The following is an 18,700-nucleotide window of genomic DNA, read 5'->3' as shown; positions in this document are numbered from 1 at the left end:
CCGGATCGCTGCCCGGTATGCGTCGCTTATCCCAGAAAGATGGGCCGGTCAGGACTCGGTGATCCGCCCGGCGGTCACCCGCAGGCGCCGGTTGACGCGTACCGAGTCGAGCATCCGCCGGTCGTGGGTCACCAGCAGCAGCGTGCCCCGGTAGCTGTCCAGCGCGGACTCCAACTGCTCGATCGCCGGCAGGTCGAGATGGTTGGTCGGCTCGTCCAGCACCAGCAGGTTGACCCCGCGTCCCTGCAACAGCGCCAACGCGGCCCGGGTCCGCTCGCCCGGGGAGAGCGTCGCGGCCGGTCGCAGCACGTGCTGCGCACGCAGGCCGAACTTGGCCAGCAACGTACGCGCGTCCGCCGGCGACAGGTCCGGTACGGCGGCCCGGAAGGCGTCCAGCAGCGGCACGTCGCCGAGGAAGAGTCCACGGGCCTGATCCACCTCGCCGACCACCACCCCGGGGCCGAGCGTGGCATGACCGGCGTCCAGCGGTAGCCGGCCGAGCAGGGCGGCCAGCAGGGTCGACTTGCCGGACCCGTTCGCCCCGGTCACCGCCACCCGGTCGGCGAGCGCGATCTGCAGATCAACCGGACCGAGGGTGAAGTCACCGCGGCGTACCACCGCCTCGCGGAGGGTGGCCACGACGGCGCCGGCGCGGGGCGCGGCGGCGATCTCCATCCGCAGTTCCCACTCCTTGCGCGGCTCCTCGACCACCTCCAGCCGCTCGATCAGCCGCTCGGTCTGCCGGGCCTTCGCCGCCTGCTTCTCGCTCGCCTCGGACCGGAACTTGCGACCGATCTTGTCGTTGTCGGTGGCCTTGCGCCGGGCGTTGCGGACGCCCTTCTCCATCCAGCCCCGCTGCGTGCGGGCACGTGCCTCCAGCCCGGCCTTCGTGTCGGCGTACTCCTCGAACTCGGCGCGCGCCTGGCGGCGGGCCACCTCCCGCTCCTCCAGGTACGCCGAGTAGCCACCGCCGAAGACGTTGACCTGCTGCTGATGCAGATCCAACTCCAGCACCGTCGTCACCGTGCGGGCCAGGAACTCCCGGTCGTGACTGACCAGCACCGTGCCGGCCCGCAGCCCGGTGACGAAACTTTCCAGCCGGTCCAGGCCGGCCAGGTCCAGGTCGTTGGTGGGCTCGTCGAGCAGGAAGACGTCGTACCGGCTGAGCAGCAGCGACGCCAGTCCGGCGCGGGCCGCCTGCCCGCCGGAGAGGCTGGTCATCTGCTGGTCGAGGTCGACCGCGAGACCCAGTTCGGCGGCCACCGCCTCGGCCCGCTCGTCCAGGTCCGCGCCGCCCAGCCCGAGCCAGCTCTCCAGCGCGTCGGCGTAGGCGTCGTCGGCGCCCGGCGAGCCGGCGGTCAGCGCCGCAGTCGCCGCGTCCAGGGCGGCCTGCGCCCCGGTCACGCCCGTCCGGCGGGCCAGGAACGCCCGGATCGTCTCGCCGGGGCGCCGATCCGGCTCCTGCGGTAGGTGTCCGACGCTCGCACCGGGCGGGCTCACCAGGACGCTGCCGGCCTCCACCGGGAGCAGCCCGGCGAGGGTACGCAGCAAAGTCGACTTGCCCGCACCGTTCGCACCGACCAGGCCGACCACGTCCCCGGGGGCGACGACCAGATCCAGCCCGGTGAACAGAACCCGCTCCCCGTGCCCGGCAGCGAGGTCCTTGGCGATCAATGTGGCGCTCACAAGGGGTCGAGCCTACCCGTCGGCGTGGTTGGCGTGGCCCGCCATGCCCGGGTCGGAGATACGAGGCAGACTCACGGTCGTGCAGACCACTCTGGCGATCGACTGCGGTGGCGGCGGGATCAAGGCGTCCGTGCTCGACGGCGCGGGCACCATGCGGGCCCAGCCGGTGCGGGTGCCCACGCCGTACCCCCTGCCGCCGGACCTGTTCGTCCAGACCCTGGTTGACCTCGGCGGCCGGCTGCCGGCGGCGCACCGGGTGACAGTGGGGATGCCAGGCATGATCCGGCACGGCGTCGTGGTGGCCACCCCGCACTACGTGACCCGTTCGGGTCCGCGCAGCCGAATAGATCCGACCCTGCTGGCCCAGTGGTCCGGGTACGACGCCCGTAGCGCCCTCTCCGCCGCGTTCGGCCTGCCCGCACTAGTGCTCAACGACGCCGAGGTGCACGGTGCCGGGGTGGTCGCCGGCACCGGCTGTGAACTGGTGCTGACCCTCGGCACCGGGCTGGGCAGCGCGCTCTTCGACGGCGGGCAGCTCGCCCCGCACCTGGAGCTGTCACACGCCCCGGTGCGCTGGGGCACCACGTACGACACGTACGTCGGCGAGCCGGAGCGTCGGCGGTTGGGCGACGCCTTCTGGTCCCGGCGGATCCGGCAGGTGGTGGAGGGGCTGCGGCCGGTGTTCCGCTGGGACCGGCTCTACCTGGGCGGTGGCAACTCGCGGCTGATCCGCCCCGAGCAGCTCGCCCGGATGGGCGACGACGTGGTGGTGGTGCCCAACAGCGCCGGCATCGTCGGCGGCGTCCGCGCCTGGGACCTCGCCGCGGTCTGACGCGGGGAACAGTCGCGCTGTGGCCGGTGTTGTGCCAGCGTCAGGGCAGTGGTGCGAACTAGGGGGTGGGCAGAATGGATCTTCTGGCTGAGTACCGGCGGGCGACCCTGTTCTTCGAGGCGGGCGACCCCACCAGCGCGGCCCGGCTGCTCGAACCGATCATCGAGGCCGAGCCCGACAACGCCGCCGTGCGCCAGCTGCTGGCCCGGGCCTACTTCCAGTCGGCCCAGCTGGGCAGGGCCGAGGAGCAGCTGCGGGAGCTGGTCGACCGCAACCCCAGTGACCACTACGCCCACCACGTGCTGGGCCGCACGCTGGAGCGGCTGAACCGACACCTGGACGCGCTGCGCCACCTGCGTATCGCGGCGGCCATGCACTCCTCGAACGACGACTACACGACCGCCCTGCGCCGGGTCGAGACCCGGGTAGGCGGCGGTAGCCGCTGAGACAGGATGCGTCACGAGAGGGGCAAGCCCGACCGGGCTTGCCCCTCTCGTCGACTGCGGAGCCGCCGATCACGGCTTCGAGCCGGCCGAGGGCCGGTGCTCTCGGCGATGACGTGGCGTCCGGCGTGCCTACGATGGCCGCATGGGAGCCGACCGGACGGTGGACGCGGCATGAAGCTGAAGCTGGACCTGCACGAGATCTTCAACAAGGGCCAGGACATCGACCGGGCGTTGCGCGGGATCATGGACGAGGCGGTGGCGAAGAAGGCAACCCTGGTCGAGATCATCCCGGGCAAGGGCTCCGGCCAGCTCAAAAAGCGGGTGCTGCGCTTCCTCGACCAGAAGGACGTCAAGCAGCTCTACCACCGGGTCGAGAAGGACTCCAAGAACTTCGGCCGCCTCTTCGTCCACTTCCGTTGGAAATAGCCCGGTTCGGGGTGGAGGTAGTCCGGTCACAGCGGGTAGGTGCGGGCTACGGCGAGCATCTCCGAGCTGTGGGAGCCGGCGACCCCCACCTCCGGTGGGCGGGGACGGAAGCCGGGCAACGAGTCGAGGCCGTCGCTGGCATCCATGGCGCGCAGCGCGATCTGGTCGGCCCTCGGCTCGACGGTCAACGTGATCTCGATGCCCTCAGGCGGCGGGGCGTGGAAGACGACCCCGAACCCCCATCGGCCCTCGCGTTCCTCGACCGGCACCGGTCGCCCGGCCACCTGCGCACTGCGTACCGTCGCGGTGCTCGTGTCCACGTGCAGGGTGACCAGGCGTGCCTGGCGTTGCGGGGTGAGTCTTAGCCGCAGGGTGCGTTCGCCGGCGGTGGTGGTGTCGGCCAGCACGTCCAGCCGGGGCGCGGGCAGGTCGGCGGCCTCGGCCGGCCCGCCGAGCAGCTCGTCGTCGCCGATGCCGGGGAAGTCGTCGGCGACGGACACCCGCCCGTCCACGTACTCGCCGGTCCAGGGCTGCGGGTCGGATTCGTGGCTGAGCCAACGGGCCTGGCCGGTGCCGGCGTCCAACGCGTACATCAGGTGGGTGGGCGCTGGATGCGCGGCGTCGAACCGGTCGACGGCGAGCCCGACCCCGGCGAGCACCACCGCCACCAGCGCGGCGGCCCCGGCCGGCAGGGCACCGAGCCGCCGGGCCCGCAGCGCCGCCATGCCCCGCTGGCCGCCGGCCTCCGGGTGCAGCAGGTCGACCACGGGGAGCGCGGCCAGTCCGAGCAGCACCGCGAAGAGCGCGGCGACGCCGCCCATCCCCATTCCCAGCGCCGGGAACAGCAGCACCACGGTCGGCAGCAGCACGACCACCGCCACCGCCGCGGTGACGGTCACCGCGATCACCGGCACCGGTCCGTCGGGGCGGCTGGTCAGCGCCACCAGCCCGGCGAGCGCACCAGCCAGGGCCGGCAGGGTCGTCAGGTACGCCCCGCCGGGCACCAGGACCGCCAGCACCACGCCGAGCAGCGCCAGCCAGCCCAGCCCGCCGATGGCCAGCGCGGCCGGACCGACCGTCCGACGGGTCAGCGCGTACCAGGTGAACAGGACGGCGGCGGCGAGCGCCAGTACGGCCAGCCGGTACCAGATCGGCCGGTACGGGTCGAGCAGTTCGGCGTAGCCGGGTCGGATCGCGGTGATCGCCGCCCAGAGCAGCTGCGCGCCCAGCGGCGCGACCACGGTCGGCACCAGGGCCAGCCCGAACCCGGCGGCCAGCCGGCGACCGGTGACCCGGCCTCGGCGTCGGGCCAGCCAGCCGAGTACGACCACTCCGGCCAGCGCCAGCAGCGCCAACGGCAGTACCAGCCAGCCGGGGTAGCGAGCCAGGCCGCCGGGGACCGGGAAGTAGGTGGCGTCGTGGCCGGCCGTCAGGTCGGCCAGGTCGATCCGGCCGAACTCACGGGCCAGGCCCAGCGTGTTGTCCCCGTGGTGCTGGAGGCTGGCCCGGTCCATCGAGGCCGGGGTGTCCAGCGGGGTGTGGTAGATCGCTCCGCCGTCGAGGTACGCCGAGTTCAACCCGACGAACCCTGCGTCGAGGAAGGCGGTGAAGTCGGTGTCGTTGGGCAGGGCGCGGTACACCTCCACCGCGAACGAGGTGCCCACCGGGTGCGGCGCGCCCCGGCCGAAGACCCCGACCAGCGCGGCGTTCTCCGGCGACGTCTCGAACATGATCACCGGCCCGGTGCGGCCGCGTGCCTCCAGGTTGAGCACCACCCCCTTCTCGGCGGCCAACGGGTGGTCGTCGGCGAACGCCGACGCCCCGCACAGGCACGCTTCCTCGGCGTCGGTGAAGACGAAGACGATGTCGTTACGCGGCCGGGGGCCGCTGGTCAGGGCGCGGGCCGTCTCCAGGATGGCCGAGACCCCGGCGGCGTCGTCGTTGCCGCCCGGCCCGGTCTGCACCGCGTCGTAGTGGGCGACCAGGAAGACCGTCCCGGTGGGGTCGGTACCGGGCAGCCGGGCCGCCACGTTGCGGACCCGGGCCAGGGTTGCTCCGCCCGCCGCACCGCTGAGCTGGCCGGCCTCCTCGGCGACGGTGTCCTGCACCTGAGGCTCGAGGCCGAGGTCGCGCAGCATGGCCTCCAGGTGGGCGCGGACGGCGTCGTTCGCCGGGCTGCCCGCGACGTGCGGCCGACCGGCGACGAGCGGGACATGGGTGTACGCCCGCTCGGCGCTGAACTCCGTCGCCGGTGCGTCGGCCGGGCGGAGCGCCGGCGGGCGCAGGTCGAGCAGCGCGCTCGCGCCGACGGCGACGAGCGCGACGAGTGCCGCCAGCGCGGCCAGGGTGCGTCGGCGCGGTCGGCTGAGGGCATGGTCGGCGGCGGGGCTGGGGGATGCGCCCACGGATGGCTCCTCGGGGGGTGGGACCTGGGGGTGCACATCATCCTCCATGCCACCTGAGGGTGCCCCGCCGTGTTGTGTGCGAACGTTGTCTAATACAGGATCAGCAGGGCACTCGGAAGGAGCCCGACATCACCAGCGATCTCCCGCCTGTCACGGCGGTGACCCGGCCGCACCGGGGGACCGGTTTGACCGGTCCCTCCGTGGTGTCGTGGCCGTACCCGCAGGGGGGCCTGGGCAGCAATCCCAACCTGCCGCCCGGTGAGCGGCTGCGGGTGCTGTTGGTCGAGGACGACGAGGGCGACGCCTTCCTCGTCGGTGAGCTGCTGGCCGAAACGAACTCGGGAATCGATCTGCTGGTGGCGAGCAGTCTGAGCGAGGCCCGCCGACGGATCGCCGGGGTCGACTGCGTCCTGCTCGACCTGGGCCTGCCCGACGCTCAGGGCCTGGACGGGCTGCGGCAGGTGCTGGAGATGTCCGGCAGCGCGGCGGTCTGCGTGCTGACCGGCCGTTCCGACGAGCACCTGGGCATCGTGGCGGTCGCCGAGGGCGCGCAGGACTACCTGGTCAAGGGCCAGGTCGACGGGGTGCTGCTGACCCGGGCGCTGCGCTACGCGGTGGAGCGCAAGCGGGCCGACGAGAACGCCCGCCGGCTGCGTGAGGTGGAGCTGCGGCAGGCCGAGTCGGCCCGGTTGGAGCGCGGCCTGCTGCCCCAGCCGCTGATGACGACCGACCAGATCGCGGTGCACACCTTCTACCGGCCCGGCCGGCACGCTGCCCTGATCGGTGGGGACTTCTACGACGTGGTGCAGACCCATCCCGCCCGAGTGGACCTGATCGTCGGCGACGTGTGCGGGCACGGGGTGGACGAGGCGGCGCTCGGCGTCGAACTGCGGGTGGCCTGGCGGGCGTTGATCCTTGCCGGGGTCCCGGACGACGAGGTGCTGCCCGCGCTGGAGCAGGTGCTGATGAGTGAGCGCCGGCTTCAGGAGATCTTCGCGACCGTCGCGACGGTCCGGCTGGACCTCGGGTCCAACCGGGCAACCGTACGGCTGGCCGGCCATCCGCCACCGGTGCTGCTCGCCGGAGGGCGGGTGGCTCCGGTGCCGGCACCGGGCGGCCTACTACTCGGCGTACGGCCCCGCCGGCCGGTCGCCTTCGACCTGGAGTTCGACACCGATGACTGGTCTCTGCTGATGTACACCGACGGCCTGATCGAGGGTCGGGTGGGCGAAGGTGACGAACGCCTCGACGTGCCCGGCCTGACCCGCCTGCTCGTCGAGCCGGCCAGCCGCAAGGTCCCGCTGCCCGAGCTGCCGGCCTGGCTGGTCGGCCGGGCCGAGCAGCTCAACGGCGGCCCGTTCGCCGACGACGTGGCCATGCTGCTGGTCACCCGGGGTGGTGGCCGGTGACGACCACGGGGGCAGGGTGGAGCCTGCGGGGCCGGCTCGCGGTGCTGGTCGCGGTCGTCGGGCTGCTGCTGATCGGGGTGGCCGCCGCGGAGGCGGTGGTCGCCGCCCGCAACCGGGCGCACATCGACGCGGTGCTCAACCAGACCGGTCCGCTGCGCGCCCAGTCCCAGGAGCTACTCGCGGTGCTGGTCGACCAGGAGACCGCGATCCGGGGGTACGCGTTGACCGGCGAGCGGGAGGATCTGGTCCCGTTCGACACCGGCCGGCAGCGGGAGCAGGAGCTGGCGGCGTCGATGGATCGGCTGCTGACCAGCTATCCGGAGCTACGCGACGAGTTCCAGTCGGTGCAGCGGCAGGCGGAGCAGTGGCGGCAGACGATCGCCCTGCCGGTCATCCAGGCCATCGAGGTCGGCGGCACCAGCGCCGGCCAGCAGCTGCTCACCGACCAGTCGCGGCAGCAGTTCGACCAGATCCGGGTCGCCGTCGACGTGCTGCAGAACGGCATCCTGGAGGTGCGCGACGAGGCCGCCACCGACGTACGGCAGACCAGCAACCTGCTGGTGCTGCTGCTGATCATTGCGGCGATCGTGGTGGTGGTGGCCGGGGTGGTGCTGCTCACCTCGCTGGAGCGGATGGTGATCCGCCCGCTGACCAGCCTGGCCGGGCAGGTCCGGGAGGTGGCCACCGGTGACTACGGCCACGGCATCGACGGCAGCGGGCCGCCCGAGTTCCGGCGCCTGGGCGAGGACGTCGACGTCATGCGCCAGAAGATCGCGGCGGACCTGGCCGAGGTCCGCGAGGCGCGGGAGCGGATCGAGTGGGTCAACGCCCAGTTGCAGAAGCAGGCCGAGGAGCTGACCCGGTCCAACCGAGACCTGGAGCAGTTCGCCTACGTCGCCTCGCACGACCTGCAGGAGCCGCTGCGCAAGGTGGCCAGCTTCTGCCAGCTGCTCCAGCGCCGGTACGCCGGCCAGCTCGACGAGCGGGCCGACCAGTACATCGCCTTCGCGGTGGACGGCGCGCAGCGGATGCAGCGGCTGATCAACGACCTGCTGGCGTTCTCCCGGATCGGCCGGCTCACCGCCGGCTTCACCGAGGTCGACCTCAACGAGCTGATGGCGGAGGTGGCGGCACAGACCGAGCCGGCCCGCCAGTACGCCGACGCCGAGCTGACCTGGGGCGAGCTGCCGGTGATCCGAGGTGAGGAGCCGCTGCTCACCAACCTGCTGGTCAACCTGGTCAGCAACTCGGTGAAGTTCCGCCGGCCCGACGTCGCGCCGAAGGTGCACGTCTCGGCCCGGCTGGTCGGCGAGGAGTGGGAGATCACCTGTCAGGACAACGGCATCGGGATCGAGCCGGAGTTCGCCGACAAGATCTTCGTGATCTTCCAGCGGCTGCACGCCAAGGACGCGTACCCGGGGACCGGGATCGGGCTGGCGATCGTGAAGAAGATCGTCGAGTACCACGGTGGTCGAGTCTGGGTGGACACCGATGTGCCCGAGGGCACGGCGATCCGGTTCACCCTGCCCGCACTGTCCACCGAGAGCGAGACCGCGAGCAGCGCCACCGGTACGGACGGGCCGGGTGCCGCCGGTTCGGACGGGCCGGTCGGCGACCCGGCGTCGGCGGACGGCTCCGGCCCGGACGCGGCAGGCGCGGAACCCGCGGCTGACACGGTGGGCGCGGACACTGGGCCGGGCCGGGCCGGTGCCGGGGCCCCGGTCGCTGCCGGTACGGTCGGCACGGAGACCGACGGCGAATCGGCGAAGCGCCCCTCGGCCCCGGCTGGCCCGGCACCGGGCGGCGGTGGCGCAGGTGGCATGAAGGAGGCGGTGGGATGACCGCGCCAGCGGACGGCAAGTGCCCGATCGAGGTGCTGTTGGTCGAGGACGACCCGGGTGACGTGCTGATGACCCAGGAGGCGTTCGAGGAACACAAGCTGCGCAACCGGCTGAACGTCGTCTCCGACGGCACCGAGGCGCTGGCCTACCTGCGCCGCGAGGGTCAGTACGCGGACGCGGTGCTGCCGGACCTGATCCTGCTCGACCTGAACCTGCCCCGGCGCGACGGGCGGGAGGTGCTCGAGGAGATCAAGAAGGACGAGCAGCTCTGCCGTATTCCGGTGGTGGTGCTGACCACGTCCCAGGCCGACGAGGACATCCTGCGCAGCTACCAGCTGCACGCCAACGCGTACGTGACCAAGCCGGTGGACTTCGAGCAGTTCATCTCGGTGGTCCGGCAGATCGACGAGTTCTTCGTCAGCGTGGTGAAGCTGCCGCCACGTGATTGACACCCTGCTCGACGACGTCGCCGGGCTGCTGCGGGAGACCGCCGACGGCGTCGTACTGCCGTTGTTCCGCCACCTCGGCGACGGCGACGTGACCGAGAAGGCCCCGGGCGAGCTGGTCACCGTCGCCGACCGGCGAGCCGAGGAGATGATCACGGCCGGCTTGCTCCGGCTGCGGCCCGGTTCGGTCGTGGTCGGTGAGGAGGCGGTCGCGGACGATCCGGCTCTGCTGCGCCACCTGCGTTCCGCGGGTGACGTGTGGTTGGTCGATCCGGTCGACGGCACTGCGAACTTCGCCGCCGGCAAGCGCCCGTTCGCGCTGATGGTCTCCCTGCTCACCGACGGTGAGCCGGTGGCGGCCTGGGTGCTCGACCCGCTGGCCGACGCGCTGGCGGTCGCCCGCAGTGGTGAGGGCACGTACCTGGACGGGAAGCCGGTTCGGCTGCCCGCTGTGGTCCCACCGGTGGGTGAGCTGCGGGGGACCGCGATGACGAAGTTCCTGCCGGGGCCGTTGCGGAGCACGGTCGAGGCGGGCGGCGCGCAGCTCGGCGAGTTGCTGCCGGGCAAGCACTGCGCCGGCCGCGAGTATCTCGACGTGCTCACCGGCCAGCAGCAGTTCGTGCTCTTCTGGCGCACCCTGCCGTGGGACCACGGCCCCGGCACCTTGCTGGTGCGGGCGGCGGGTGGGGTGGCCCGCCAACTCGACGGCACGGACTATCACCCGGCCGACACCCAACACGGTCTCCTGGTCGCCGTCAGCGACGCGGTCTGGACCGACGTCCACACCACCCTCCTGTCCAGCTGACCTCTACCCCACCCACCCGCTCGTCTCGCTGGGTTGAAGATCGAAAACCCCGGTCAATCTCATGATCAACCCGATCCTGAATGCGGAGGGTGAGTCGGGGGTTGCGGTGGGTCGATGGTGGACGGGGTTGGGGGTTGGGGGCCTGGGCATCGGGGCTGGTTCCGGTATTCTGACCGGCGGCCTCCCGCCAGCAGGCCGCCGACCGGCGCCGGCGGGGGTCGCCGCCGCGCAGTTGACTCACCGGGGGCCGGCGGCCGACGAAAGGATGCTTTCGTGCGCAGGACCATGCCCATCCGGCGGCAGCTTCACCGTCCGCTGATCGCCCTGCTCGCCGCGGTGGCGCTGCTGCTCGGCGTCGGTGCGGTGCCGGCGTACGCCGAGCCCAACGAGGGCGGTAGCAAGAAGCTGCGGGACGCCCTGGAGGCCACCGCCAAGGCGCACATCGAAGCCAAGCGCAAGCTCGACGGCTCCGAGAAGCGGCAGAAGAAGTTGGCGACCGAGTTGGCCGCGGTGGAGGGCCAGCTGGCCGAGTTGACCGCCCTGGTCGGCGAGGTGGCGGCGCAGTCCTACCGGGTCGGTCGACTCAGCCCCGCCGCCGTGCTGCTGGACAGCGCGACCCCGGAGGCGTTCGTGCAGCGGGCCGCCAACCTCGACATGATGGCCCAGCGGGACGGTCGGCGGGTGCGTGAGCTGGCCGACGCGCGCGAGGAGGCCCGGCAGGCCAAGCTCGCGATCAACGCCGAGGTGCGCGAGCAGACCAAGCAGCTCGCCGTGATGGCTAAGAAGAAGAAGGAGGCCGAGGCGGCCCTGGCGGCGGTCAGCTCGGGCAGCAGCGGCGGATTCGCCGGTGGCAGCTCCACCTCGGCCAAGCCGGCGCCACGCAACTCAGACGGTTCCTGGCCGGGCGAGTCCTGTTCGGTGGACGACCCGACCACCTCGGGCTGCATCACGCCGCGCACCCTGCACGCGCTGAAGCAGACCCAGGCCGCCGGCTACAAGCGGCACGTCTCCTGCTACCGCAGCGGCGGCTCGGGTGAGCACCCGAAGGGCCGGGCCTGCGACTTCGCCGCGGCCACCAACGGATTCGAGGACCGCACGGCGACCGGCGGCGACAAGTCGTACGGGGACAGCCTGGCCGCCTGGCACGTTCGCAACGCCGACCGGCTCGGTGTGCTCTACGTGATCTGGTACCGGCAGATCTGGCATCCGGGCACCGGCTGGCAATCGTATGGCGGAAGCGGCAGTCCGGCCGCCGACCACACGAACCACGTTCATCTCTCGATGTACTGACCCGCGGGCCCGGGGCCGCTGCGTACCATCGCCACGATGAACTCTCCATCGTCTGACGTGGCGGTCCCACCCGCGCCGTCTCAGCCGGCGGCGGCCCGGGCGCTGCCCAACGGGCTCGCCGCGTTCCTGGTCTTCTACTCCAGCGGTGCCGTGCTGGTCCTGGAGACCGCCGCGCTGCGCCTGGTCGGGCCGTACGTGGGGGTGACCCTCCAGGTGACCAGCTCGGTCATCGGCATCGCGCTGGCAGCCATCGCGTACGGGTCCTGGGCGGGCGGCTGGCTCTCCGATCGACGTAACCCGCGTACCCTGCTGGCACCCGCGCTGGTGCTCTCCGGCATCGCCACGGCGATCACCCTGCCCATGGTGCGTTACGCCGGCGAGGTGCTGCGGGGCGGTGCGGTCAGCGGCGTGCTGCTGCTGGTCGTGGTCGCCGTCTTCGTGCCCGCGATGCTGCTCTCCGCGGTCAGCCCCATGGTGATCAAGCTCCAACTCGCCGACCTGCGGCGCACCGGTCAGGTGGTCGGCCGCCTCTCCGGCATCGGCACCCTGGGCGCCGTCACGGCCACCCTGGTCACCGGCTTCGTGCTGGTCGCCGCGCTGCCCAGCACGGTCATCCTGTTCGGGCTGGCCGCCACGCTCGGCATCACCGGGATCGCGCTCGGGGTGTATCTGCACCGGCAGGACCGCGCCACCGTTCCCGGTGCGCCCCGGGTCAGGGCCGCCCTCGCGGTGCTGGGCCTGGTCGGGGCCGGGCTGATCACGGTCGCGCCGGACCCGTGCGACGTCGAGACGGCGTACCACTGCGCCCGGGTCGAGGTCGACCCCGGCCGGGCCAGCGGGCGGACGCTGCTGCTCAACTCGGCCCAGCACTCGTACGTGGATCTGGCCGACCCGACCCACCTGGAGTACGCGTACACCCGGTGGATCGGCGCGGTGGCCGACGTGGTCGCCCCGGAAGGGCAGCGGCTCGACGCGCTGCACCTGGGCGGTGGCGGGTTCACCGTGCCGCGTTACCTGACCGCCACCCGTCCCGGCACCGACAACCTCGTCTTCGAGATCGACGGCGGGCTGGTCGAGTTGAGCGAGCAGCGGCTCGGCGTACGCCAGGGACCGGACCTGCGGGCCGTGGTGGGCGACGCCCGGATGCTGGTGGCCGGGGAGGCCACCGACAGCCGGGACTACGTGGTGGGCGACGCCTTCGGGCACCTGGTGGTGCCCTGGCACCTGGCCACCCGGGAGATGGCCGCCGAGATCCGGCGGGTCACCCGGCCGGGCGGGGTCTACGTGCAGAACGTGATCGACTACCCGCCGCTGCGATTCATCCGCAGCGAGGTGGCCACCGTCGCCGCCGAGTTCGGGCACGTCGCGTTGATCGCCCCACCCGAGGCGCTGGCCGGTGAGCGGGGCGCCAACTTCCTCATCGTCGCCTCCGACGCGCCGCTGCCGCTGGCCGCGATACGGGCCCGGCTGGACGACGGCAACGAGCCGGCCAGCCTGCTCAGCGGCGGAGACCTGACGGATTTCGCCGGCGAGGCACTGGTGCTGACCGACGACTACGCCCCGGTGGACCAACTGCTCGCCACCGCCTGATCGGGTGACATCCTGACTGAATCTGACCAGAAAGGTGTAGGAGGGTTCGCGTCGGGCAACAACGCCGACCATGGGTGGTGGGGTACGCAAGGGCGCGCAGCTGCTCGGTGAGCGGTACCGGCTGATCGAGCAGGTCGGCGCGGGCGGGATGTCGGTGGTCTGGCGCGGCTACGACGAGGTGCTGGGCCGGCAGGTCGCGGTGAAGGTCCTCGCCTCCCGGCTGGCCAGCGACCGGGCGTTCCGGCACCGGATCCGGATCGAGGCCCAGGCCGCCGCCCGGCTCTGCCACCCCAACATCACCAACGTGTACGACTACGGCGAGTCCGAGCAGGTCGGGTTGACGGTGCCGTACGTGGTGATGGAGTTGATCGACGGTGGCCCGCTGACCGCGCGGCTGGCCCGCGACGGACAGCTGCCCTGGCGGGAGGCGGTGGCGGTGGCCGCCGACATCGCCTCCGCGTTGGCCACCGCGCATGCGCGGGGCGTGGTGCACCGCGACGTCACCCCGGGCAACGTGATGCTCACCCCGACCGGGGTGAAGGTGGTCGACTTCGGCATCTCCGCGCTGGTCGGTGAGAGTGAGAAGGGACCGGACGGCACCCTGCTCGGCACCCCGGCGTACCTCGCCCCGGAGCGGCTCGACAACGGCCAGGTCAGCCCGGCGACCGACGTGTACGCCGTCGGGCTGCTGCTGTACCGGATGCTCACCGGGCGGCTGCCCTGGCAGGCCGACACCACCACGCAGATGTTGCGGGCCCACATGTACCGCGAACCCGAGCCGATGCCGCCGATGCCGGAGCTGCCTGCCGGGATCGCCGACCTGGTGCACCGCTGCCTGGCGAAGCGGCCGGCGGACCGGCCGGCCACTGCCGAGCTGGCCCGGACGCTCGCCGAGGCGGCCGGAAAGGTGCCGGCGGCATCGACGGCCAACGCCGCCGCAGCGGCCGACCCGAACTCGTTGGCCAGCGCCGGCACCACGATCCTGCCGTGGTCGGCCGCGACCGACTCGTTGCCGCTGGCCGGCCTGCGCACCCGCCGTACGCTGGACCGCCGGCGACGGGTCGAGGCGATGGTGGCCGCCGCGGCGTTGATGGCCGTGACGGCTGCGGTCTGGGGGGTGACCTCGCACAGCCCGGCCAGCGGCGGCATCGACCAGCGGACCGAGGCCCGCGTCGGCGGCGGTGAGCAGCAGATTCCCTGCCAGGTCACGTACGCGTTGCGCAAGGATTCCGGCAAGGACTTCACCGCCGAGCTGAGCCTGACCAACACCGGCGAGCGCGAGCTGCGCGACTGGACGATGAGCTTCGCCTTCCCCGGTGAGCAGGAGGTGACCGGCGCGACGCCGGCACCGGTACGCCAGCAGGGCCGGGCTGTGGCCGTGCAACCGGATCCGCAGCGCACCGCGCTGGCGCCGGGCGCCACCGAGAAGCTGAGCCTGACCGGGACCTACACCGGGGCGAACCCGCTGCCGGTGGAGTTCCGGGTCGGTGACGCGATGTGCGGGGTGCAGGTCTCCGGCGTGGCCGGCACCGCGCCGACCACCAAGCCGACTGCCAAGAAGACGGTGAAGGCCACTGCGGGCAAGGCCGGCTCCGGCGGCTCCGGCGAGGTCAAACCGAAGCCGGGTGGTGACCGCAAGAAGTCGGAGGAGACGAAGCCCAAGCCGGGTAAGGAGAAGCCGGCCAAGGAGCAGCCGAAGCCGGCAAAGCCCGGCAAGGGCGGGAGGTAGCGCGGGTCTCCTCCACCGCAGGGTCAGGAGAGCGTCGAGAACCGCTGCAGATCGTCGATCGTTCCCTCGACGATGAGCGTGCTGTCCTTGTCGAGTCGCAGGCCGTCGGAGACGTAGCGGAACTGCTGCTCGCCGGGGGACCTGATCCCGATCACCCGGATGCCGTAGCGCTCCAACAGCCGTACCTCGCTCGTGGCTTGGCCGACCAGCGCCTCGGGCACGTGGATCTTCGCCACGGCGAAGGCGTCACCGAACTCGGCGAAGTCGAGCATCCGGCTGACGATCAGGTGCGCCAGCCGCTCGCCGGTCTCCGCCTCGGGGAAGATCACGCGATGCGCGCCGACCGAGGAGAGAATCTTGGCGTGCTGCGCCGACGTGGCCCGGGCCCAGATCTGCGGTACGCCGAGCTCCACCAGCGCGAGCACGGTCAGCACGCTGGCCTGCACCGAGGCGCCGATGGCGACCACCACGCGCCGCAGGTCACCGACGTCGAGCTGGCGCAGTGCGTCCTCGTCGGTGGAGTCGGCCTGCGCCACCTGGTCGAGCTTGGTCGACCACCGCTGGACCTTCCTGGCGTCGCGGTCGATGGCCAGTACCTCGCGGCCGAGCGCGGCGAGCGATTCGGCCAGCTGGCAGCCGAACCGGCCGAGACCGATCACGCCGATGCCGCCTTCGTCCGGATTCCTATCCGACAATGGGTTGCTCCTCTGGGTAGCGGTAGAGCCGGTGCCGGGTGTTCAGGGCGATCGCCGAGCCGAAGGTGAGCGGGCCGACCCGGCCGAGGTACATCAGGACGATCAGCAGGAACTGACCGCCGTCGGACAGGGACGAGACGACGCCGACGGAGAGTCCGGTGGTGCTGAACGCCGAGGTGATCTCGAAGAGTGCCGCGTAGAACGGCAGCCGGTCGGTCATCGCGATCAGCGCGGCGGTGCCCACTGCCACGATCGCGATGCTGAGCAGCGCGACGGTGAGGGCCTGCCGTTGGCTGGCGGTGGCGATCCGACGCCGCCCCACGGTGACGTCCGGTTCGCCTCGGACCTCCGCCCAGATGACGAAGGCGAGCAGGAAGAACGTGGAGACCTTGATCCCGCCGGCAGTGCTGGCGCTGCCACCGCCGATGAACATCAACCCGATCAGGAGTGGGTAGCTCTCCTCCCGGAGGGCGTCGGTCGGCACCACCTCGTAGCCGCCGGTCCGGGCCAGTGCGATCTGGGTGAACGAGGCGAGCACCTTGCCCGGGATGTCGTACTGGCCGACCGTCCACGGGTTGCCCCACTCGGTGGCCAGGAACCCGACGGTTCCGATGCCGACCAGGGTGGCGCTGCCCCAGATGGTCAACTTGGTGGCGACCGCCCAGCGCGCCGACCGTCGCCACTCGCGAACCGCCTCGAACAGGGCCGGGAAGCCGAGCCCGCCGATGATGGCCCCGAGGGCCAGCGGCAGGCTGACCCAGGGGTCCCGCGAGAAGGCCAGCAGGCCCTCCGTGTAGAGCGAGAATCCGGAGTTGTTGAACGCCTGTATCGAGTGGAAGGCCGCCAGCCAGAGGGCCTCCCAGAACGAATGGTCGTAGGCAAGCCAGAGTCGTCCGGTGATGATGATCGTCATCACCAGCTCGCAGGCGAAGACCGTCGCGGCGATGTGCAGCAGCAGCCGGCGTACGTCACCGAGCCCGTACTCCGTGGTCTCGGCCTGTACCAGCAATCGGTTGTGCAGGCCCAGTCGCCGGGACACGGTCAGGATGACCAACGCGGCACCGGTCAGGATGCCGAGCCCGCCCACCTGGGTCAGCACGGTGATCAGCGTCAGGCCGAGGCCGGACCAGTAGTTCGGGGTGTCGGTGACGCTGAGACCGGTGACCGAGATCGCCGAGGTGGCGGTGAACAGCGCGGTGAGGAACGAGGTGTGCTGGTACTCGATGGTCATCGGACGCAGCATCAGCAGGCCGGTGCCGAGCAGGATCGCCACCAGGAAGACGAGCGGTACCAGCCGTACCGGGTGACGAAGTAGCCGACGCACCAGACAATCTTCCGGTTTCACCCGATTCATCGTCGTGGAAATCGGGATCCCGAGGATTCACCGGCTGGTCAGGTACGGACCAACTGGCGGTCAGCGCGACACGGTCTGCTGGACCCCGTTCCCCCCCCCCTCGACGAGAAGGAGACCGCGTTGCGACGTACCCTTTGCGCCCTCGGTGTCTCGGCGGCCCTGCTGGCCGCCGCGGTGGTCGCGCCCTCGATGGTCGCCGCGGCCAAGCCGGCCGGCGACGCGGACAAGGCCCGGATCGACGGCCCGCCTGTCGTGATCGGCCACCGCGGCGCCAGCGGCTACCGGCCGGAGCACACCCTGGAGGCGTACCGCCTGGCGATTCGGCAGGGTGCCGACTACATCGAGCCGGACCTGGTAGCGACCGCCGACGGCGTGCTGGTCGCCCGGCACGAGAACGAGATCAGCGGTACGACTGACGTGGCGACCCGGCCCGAGTTCGCCGACCGCAAGGCGACGAAGACCATCGACGCCGTCCAGGTCACCGGATGGTTCACCGAGGACTTCACGCTGGCCGAACTCCGGACGCTGCGGGCCAAGGAGCGCCTGCCGCAGGTGCGGGTGGCGAACACCGCATTCGACGGGCAGTTCCAGGTGCCCACCTTCCAGGAGGTGATCGACCTGGCCCGGGCCGAGGGTAAGGCCCGCGGCCGGGTGATCGGCGTGTACCCGGAGACCAAGCACCCGACCTACTTCGCCTCGATCGGGCTGCCGCTGGAGGAGCCGCTGGTCGAGGTGCTGCGCCGGGCGGGGTGGACGAAGCCGTCCGCCCCCGTGGTCGTCCAGTCCTTCGAGACCGCCAACCTGCGGCGGCTGGATCGGATGATCGACGTCAAGCTGGTCCAACTGCTCGACGCCGCCGGTCGCCCCTACGATTTCACCCTCTCCGGCGACGCCCGCACCTACCGCGACCTGGCTACCCCTGCCGGCCTCAAGTGGATCGCCCGGTACGCCGACGGAGTCGGCGCGAACAAGAACCTGATCGTGCCCCGCGACGCGGCCGGCGAGCTGCTCACCCCGACGACCCTGGTCCGCGACGCGCACCGGGAAAAGCTGATCGTGCACGCCTGGACCTTCCGGGCGGAGAACCAGTTCCTGCCGGTGGACTTCCGGATCGGCGCCGACCCGAACGCCCGCGGCGACATCCAGGCCGAGTACGAGCTGTTCTTCCGGCTCGGCCTCGACGGCGTCTTCACCGACCACCCGGACACCGCCGTCGCCGCCCGCGCCGGTCTACCCCGCCGCTGACCTCGCGCTGAGTCACAACGCAAGATCGCGCTCGATCCTGGAAAGAGTGGCATCACGCGCCGGCGAGGCCACTCGATCCAGGATCGAGGCGCTGGGCGTCGGCATGCGGCAGCGCGGGAGTAGGCGCTGTCGAGCTGATGGCCTGAACGGATCGCGGCGACGCCCAAGGCCATCGACCAGCACATGGAGCAACTCGTCTGGTCGACGGAGCGGTCGGCGACGTGGGTGCCCCGGCCCGGCAGGCGGTGATCGACACCATGTCGGCGGAATGGTGGTATCCGGCGGACGTGGTTGCCCCCGTTCCGCCGGAACGGAGTCGATCAAACAACGTGTCCGGGGCCGACACATGGGGTGGGCGCGTGGCCGGCGGTGGTCGCCGCCGGAGCGCAGGGGCGCGGTCACCGCAGCCGGCCGTTGTAACGGCCGGCCACCTCACCCCTGTTACTTGTGTGTTTCCGCCACATAGCCCGTGGGTGACGTCACTTCTAGCGTGAGCCGACA

General features: G+C 71.8%; 15 protein-coding genes. 11 read left to right on the top strand and 4 right to left on the bottom strand.

Annotated elements, in window-relative coordinates:
• Nucleotides 1-48: 48 nt before the first annotated feature.
• Nucleotides 49-1,686: an ABC-F family ATP-binding cassette domain-containing protein gene (locus BMY89_RS11020; protein ID WP_092378869.1), complete on the bottom strand. Its 1,638-nt coding sequence runs from the start codon at nt 1,684-1,686 to the stop codon at nt 49-51.
• Between the two features lie 79 nt (nt 1,687-1,765).
• Between BMY89_RS11020 and BMY89_RS11015 the strand changes: the two genes are divergently transcribed.
• The 3 genes from BMY89_RS11015 to BMY89_RS11005 all read left to right on the top strand — a co-directional run bounded on the left by BMY89_RS11015 (nt 1,766) and on the right by BMY89_RS11005 (nt 3,390).
• Complete coding sequence (locus BMY89_RS11015; RefSeq protein WP_092378866.1) at nt 1,766-2,518, top strand: ROK family protein; 753 nt, start codon at nt 1,766-1,768, stop codon at nt 2,516-2,518.
• A gap of 74 nt (nt 2,519-2,592) precedes the next feature.
• Complete coding sequence (locus BMY89_RS11010) at nt 2,593-2,964, top strand: tetratricopeptide repeat protein (protein ID WP_092378864.1); 372 nt, start codon at nt 2,593-2,595, stop codon at nt 2,962-2,964.
• A gap of 171 nt (nt 2,965-3,135) precedes the next feature.
• Complete coding sequence (locus tag BMY89_RS11005) at nt 3,136-3,390, top strand: Smr/MutS family protein (protein WP_007465523.1); 255 nt, start codon at nt 3,136-3,138, stop codon at nt 3,388-3,390.
• A 26-nt stretch (nt 3,391-3,416) separates the two neighbouring features.
• Here the strand turns inward: BMY89_RS11005 and BMY89_RS11000 are convergent, their stop codons facing one another.
• A complete protein-coding gene (locus tag BMY89_RS11000) occupies nt 3,417-5,795 on the bottom strand; it encodes a M28 family peptidase (protein ID WP_092379317.1) in 2,379 nt (792 codons plus the stop codon).
• A 203-nt stretch (nt 5,796-5,998) separates the two neighbouring features.
• Here BMY89_RS11000 and BMY89_RS10995 point away from each other — a divergent pair, with 203 nt between their 5' ends.
• The 7 genes from BMY89_RS10995 to BMY89_RS10965 all read left to right on the top strand — a co-directional run bounded on the left by BMY89_RS10995 (nt 5,999) and on the right by BMY89_RS10965 (nt 14,905).
• Nucleotides 5,999-7,204 carry a PP2C family protein-serine/threonine phosphatase gene (locus tag BMY89_RS10995; RefSeq protein WP_175510352.1) on the top strand — a complete coding sequence of 402 codons (1,206 nt, stop codon included), beginning with the start codon at nt 5,999-6,001 and terminating at the stop codon, nt 7,202-7,204.
• The gene (locus tag BMY89_RS10990; protein WP_232521179.1) at nt 7,201-9,045 is read left to right on the top strand and encodes a sensor histidine kinase; all 1,845 of its coding nucleotides are present in this window, start codon (nt 7,201-7,203) and stop codon (nt 9,043-9,045) included. Before BMY89_RS10995 ends, BMY89_RS10990 begins: the two co-directional genes overlap by 4 nt.
• Complete coding sequence (locus BMY89_RS10985) at nt 9,042-9,494, top strand: response regulator (RefSeq protein WP_092378859.1); 453 nt, start codon at nt 9,042-9,044, stop codon at nt 9,492-9,494. The genes BMY89_RS10990 and BMY89_RS10985 overlap by 4 nt, the downstream gene beginning before the upstream one ends.
• Nucleotides 9,487-10,296 (top strand): inositol monophosphatase family protein, encoded by an 810-nt coding sequence (locus tag BMY89_RS10980; RefSeq protein WP_092378856.1) that lies wholly within the window; start codon nt 9,487-9,489, stop codon nt 10,294-10,296. Before BMY89_RS10985 ends, BMY89_RS10980 begins: the two co-directional genes overlap by 8 nt.
• Nucleotides 10,297-10,581: 285 nt before the next feature.
• Nucleotides 10,582-11,586, top strand: a complete 1,005-nt coding sequence (locus BMY89_RS10975; RefSeq protein ID WP_092378854.1) for a coiled-coil domain-containing protein — start codon at nt 10,582-10,584, stop codon at nt 11,584-11,586.
• 36 nt (nt 11,587-11,622) lie between these two features.
• Complete coding sequence (locus tag BMY89_RS10970; protein ID WP_092378851.1) at nt 11,623-13,176, top strand: fused MFS/spermidine synthase; 1,554 nt, start codon at nt 11,623-11,625, stop codon at nt 13,174-13,176.
• A 70-nt stretch (nt 13,177-13,246) separates the two neighbouring features.
• Complete coding sequence (locus BMY89_RS10965) at nt 13,247-14,905, top strand: serine/threonine-protein kinase (protein ID WP_092378848.1); 1,659 nt, start codon at nt 13,247-13,249, stop codon at nt 14,903-14,905.
• A 23-nt stretch (nt 14,906-14,928) separates the two neighbouring features.
• Here BMY89_RS10965 and BMY89_RS10960 read toward each other — a convergent pair whose 3' ends face one another.
• Both BMY89_RS10960 and BMY89_RS10955 read right to left on the bottom strand, forming a co-directional pair.
• Nucleotides 14,929-15,600 carry a potassium channel family protein gene (locus BMY89_RS10960; protein ID WP_092378846.1) on the bottom strand — a complete coding sequence of 224 codons (672 nt, stop codon included), beginning with the start codon at nt 15,598-15,600 and terminating at the stop codon, nt 14,929-14,931.
• Nucleotides 15,590-16,924, bottom strand: coding sequence for a TrkH family potassium uptake protein (locus BMY89_RS10955; RefSeq protein ID WP_092378843.1), 1,335 nt, complete (start codon nt 16,922-16,924; stop codon nt 15,590-15,592). The genes BMY89_RS10960 and BMY89_RS10955 overlap by 11 nt, the downstream gene beginning before the upstream one ends.
• Nucleotides 16,925-17,074: 150 nt before the next feature.
• Between BMY89_RS10955 and BMY89_RS10950 the strand changes: the two genes are divergently transcribed.
• Complete coding sequence (locus BMY89_RS10950) at nt 17,075-18,199, top strand: glycerophosphodiester phosphodiesterase (RefSeq protein WP_092378840.1); 1,125 nt, start codon at nt 17,075-17,077, stop codon at nt 18,197-18,199.
• The last annotated feature ends 501 nt before the right edge of the window (nt 18,200-18,700 follow it).

Origin of the sequence: Micromonospora phaseoli (genome assembly GCF_900109115.1) — a bacterium.
In the GTDB taxonomy this organism is placed as follows: domain Bacteria; phylum Actinomycetota; class Actinomycetes; order Mycobacteriales; family Micromonosporaceae; genus Micromonospora; species Micromonospora phaseoli.
This window is presented reverse-complemented; position numbering and strand designations above follow the sequence as displayed.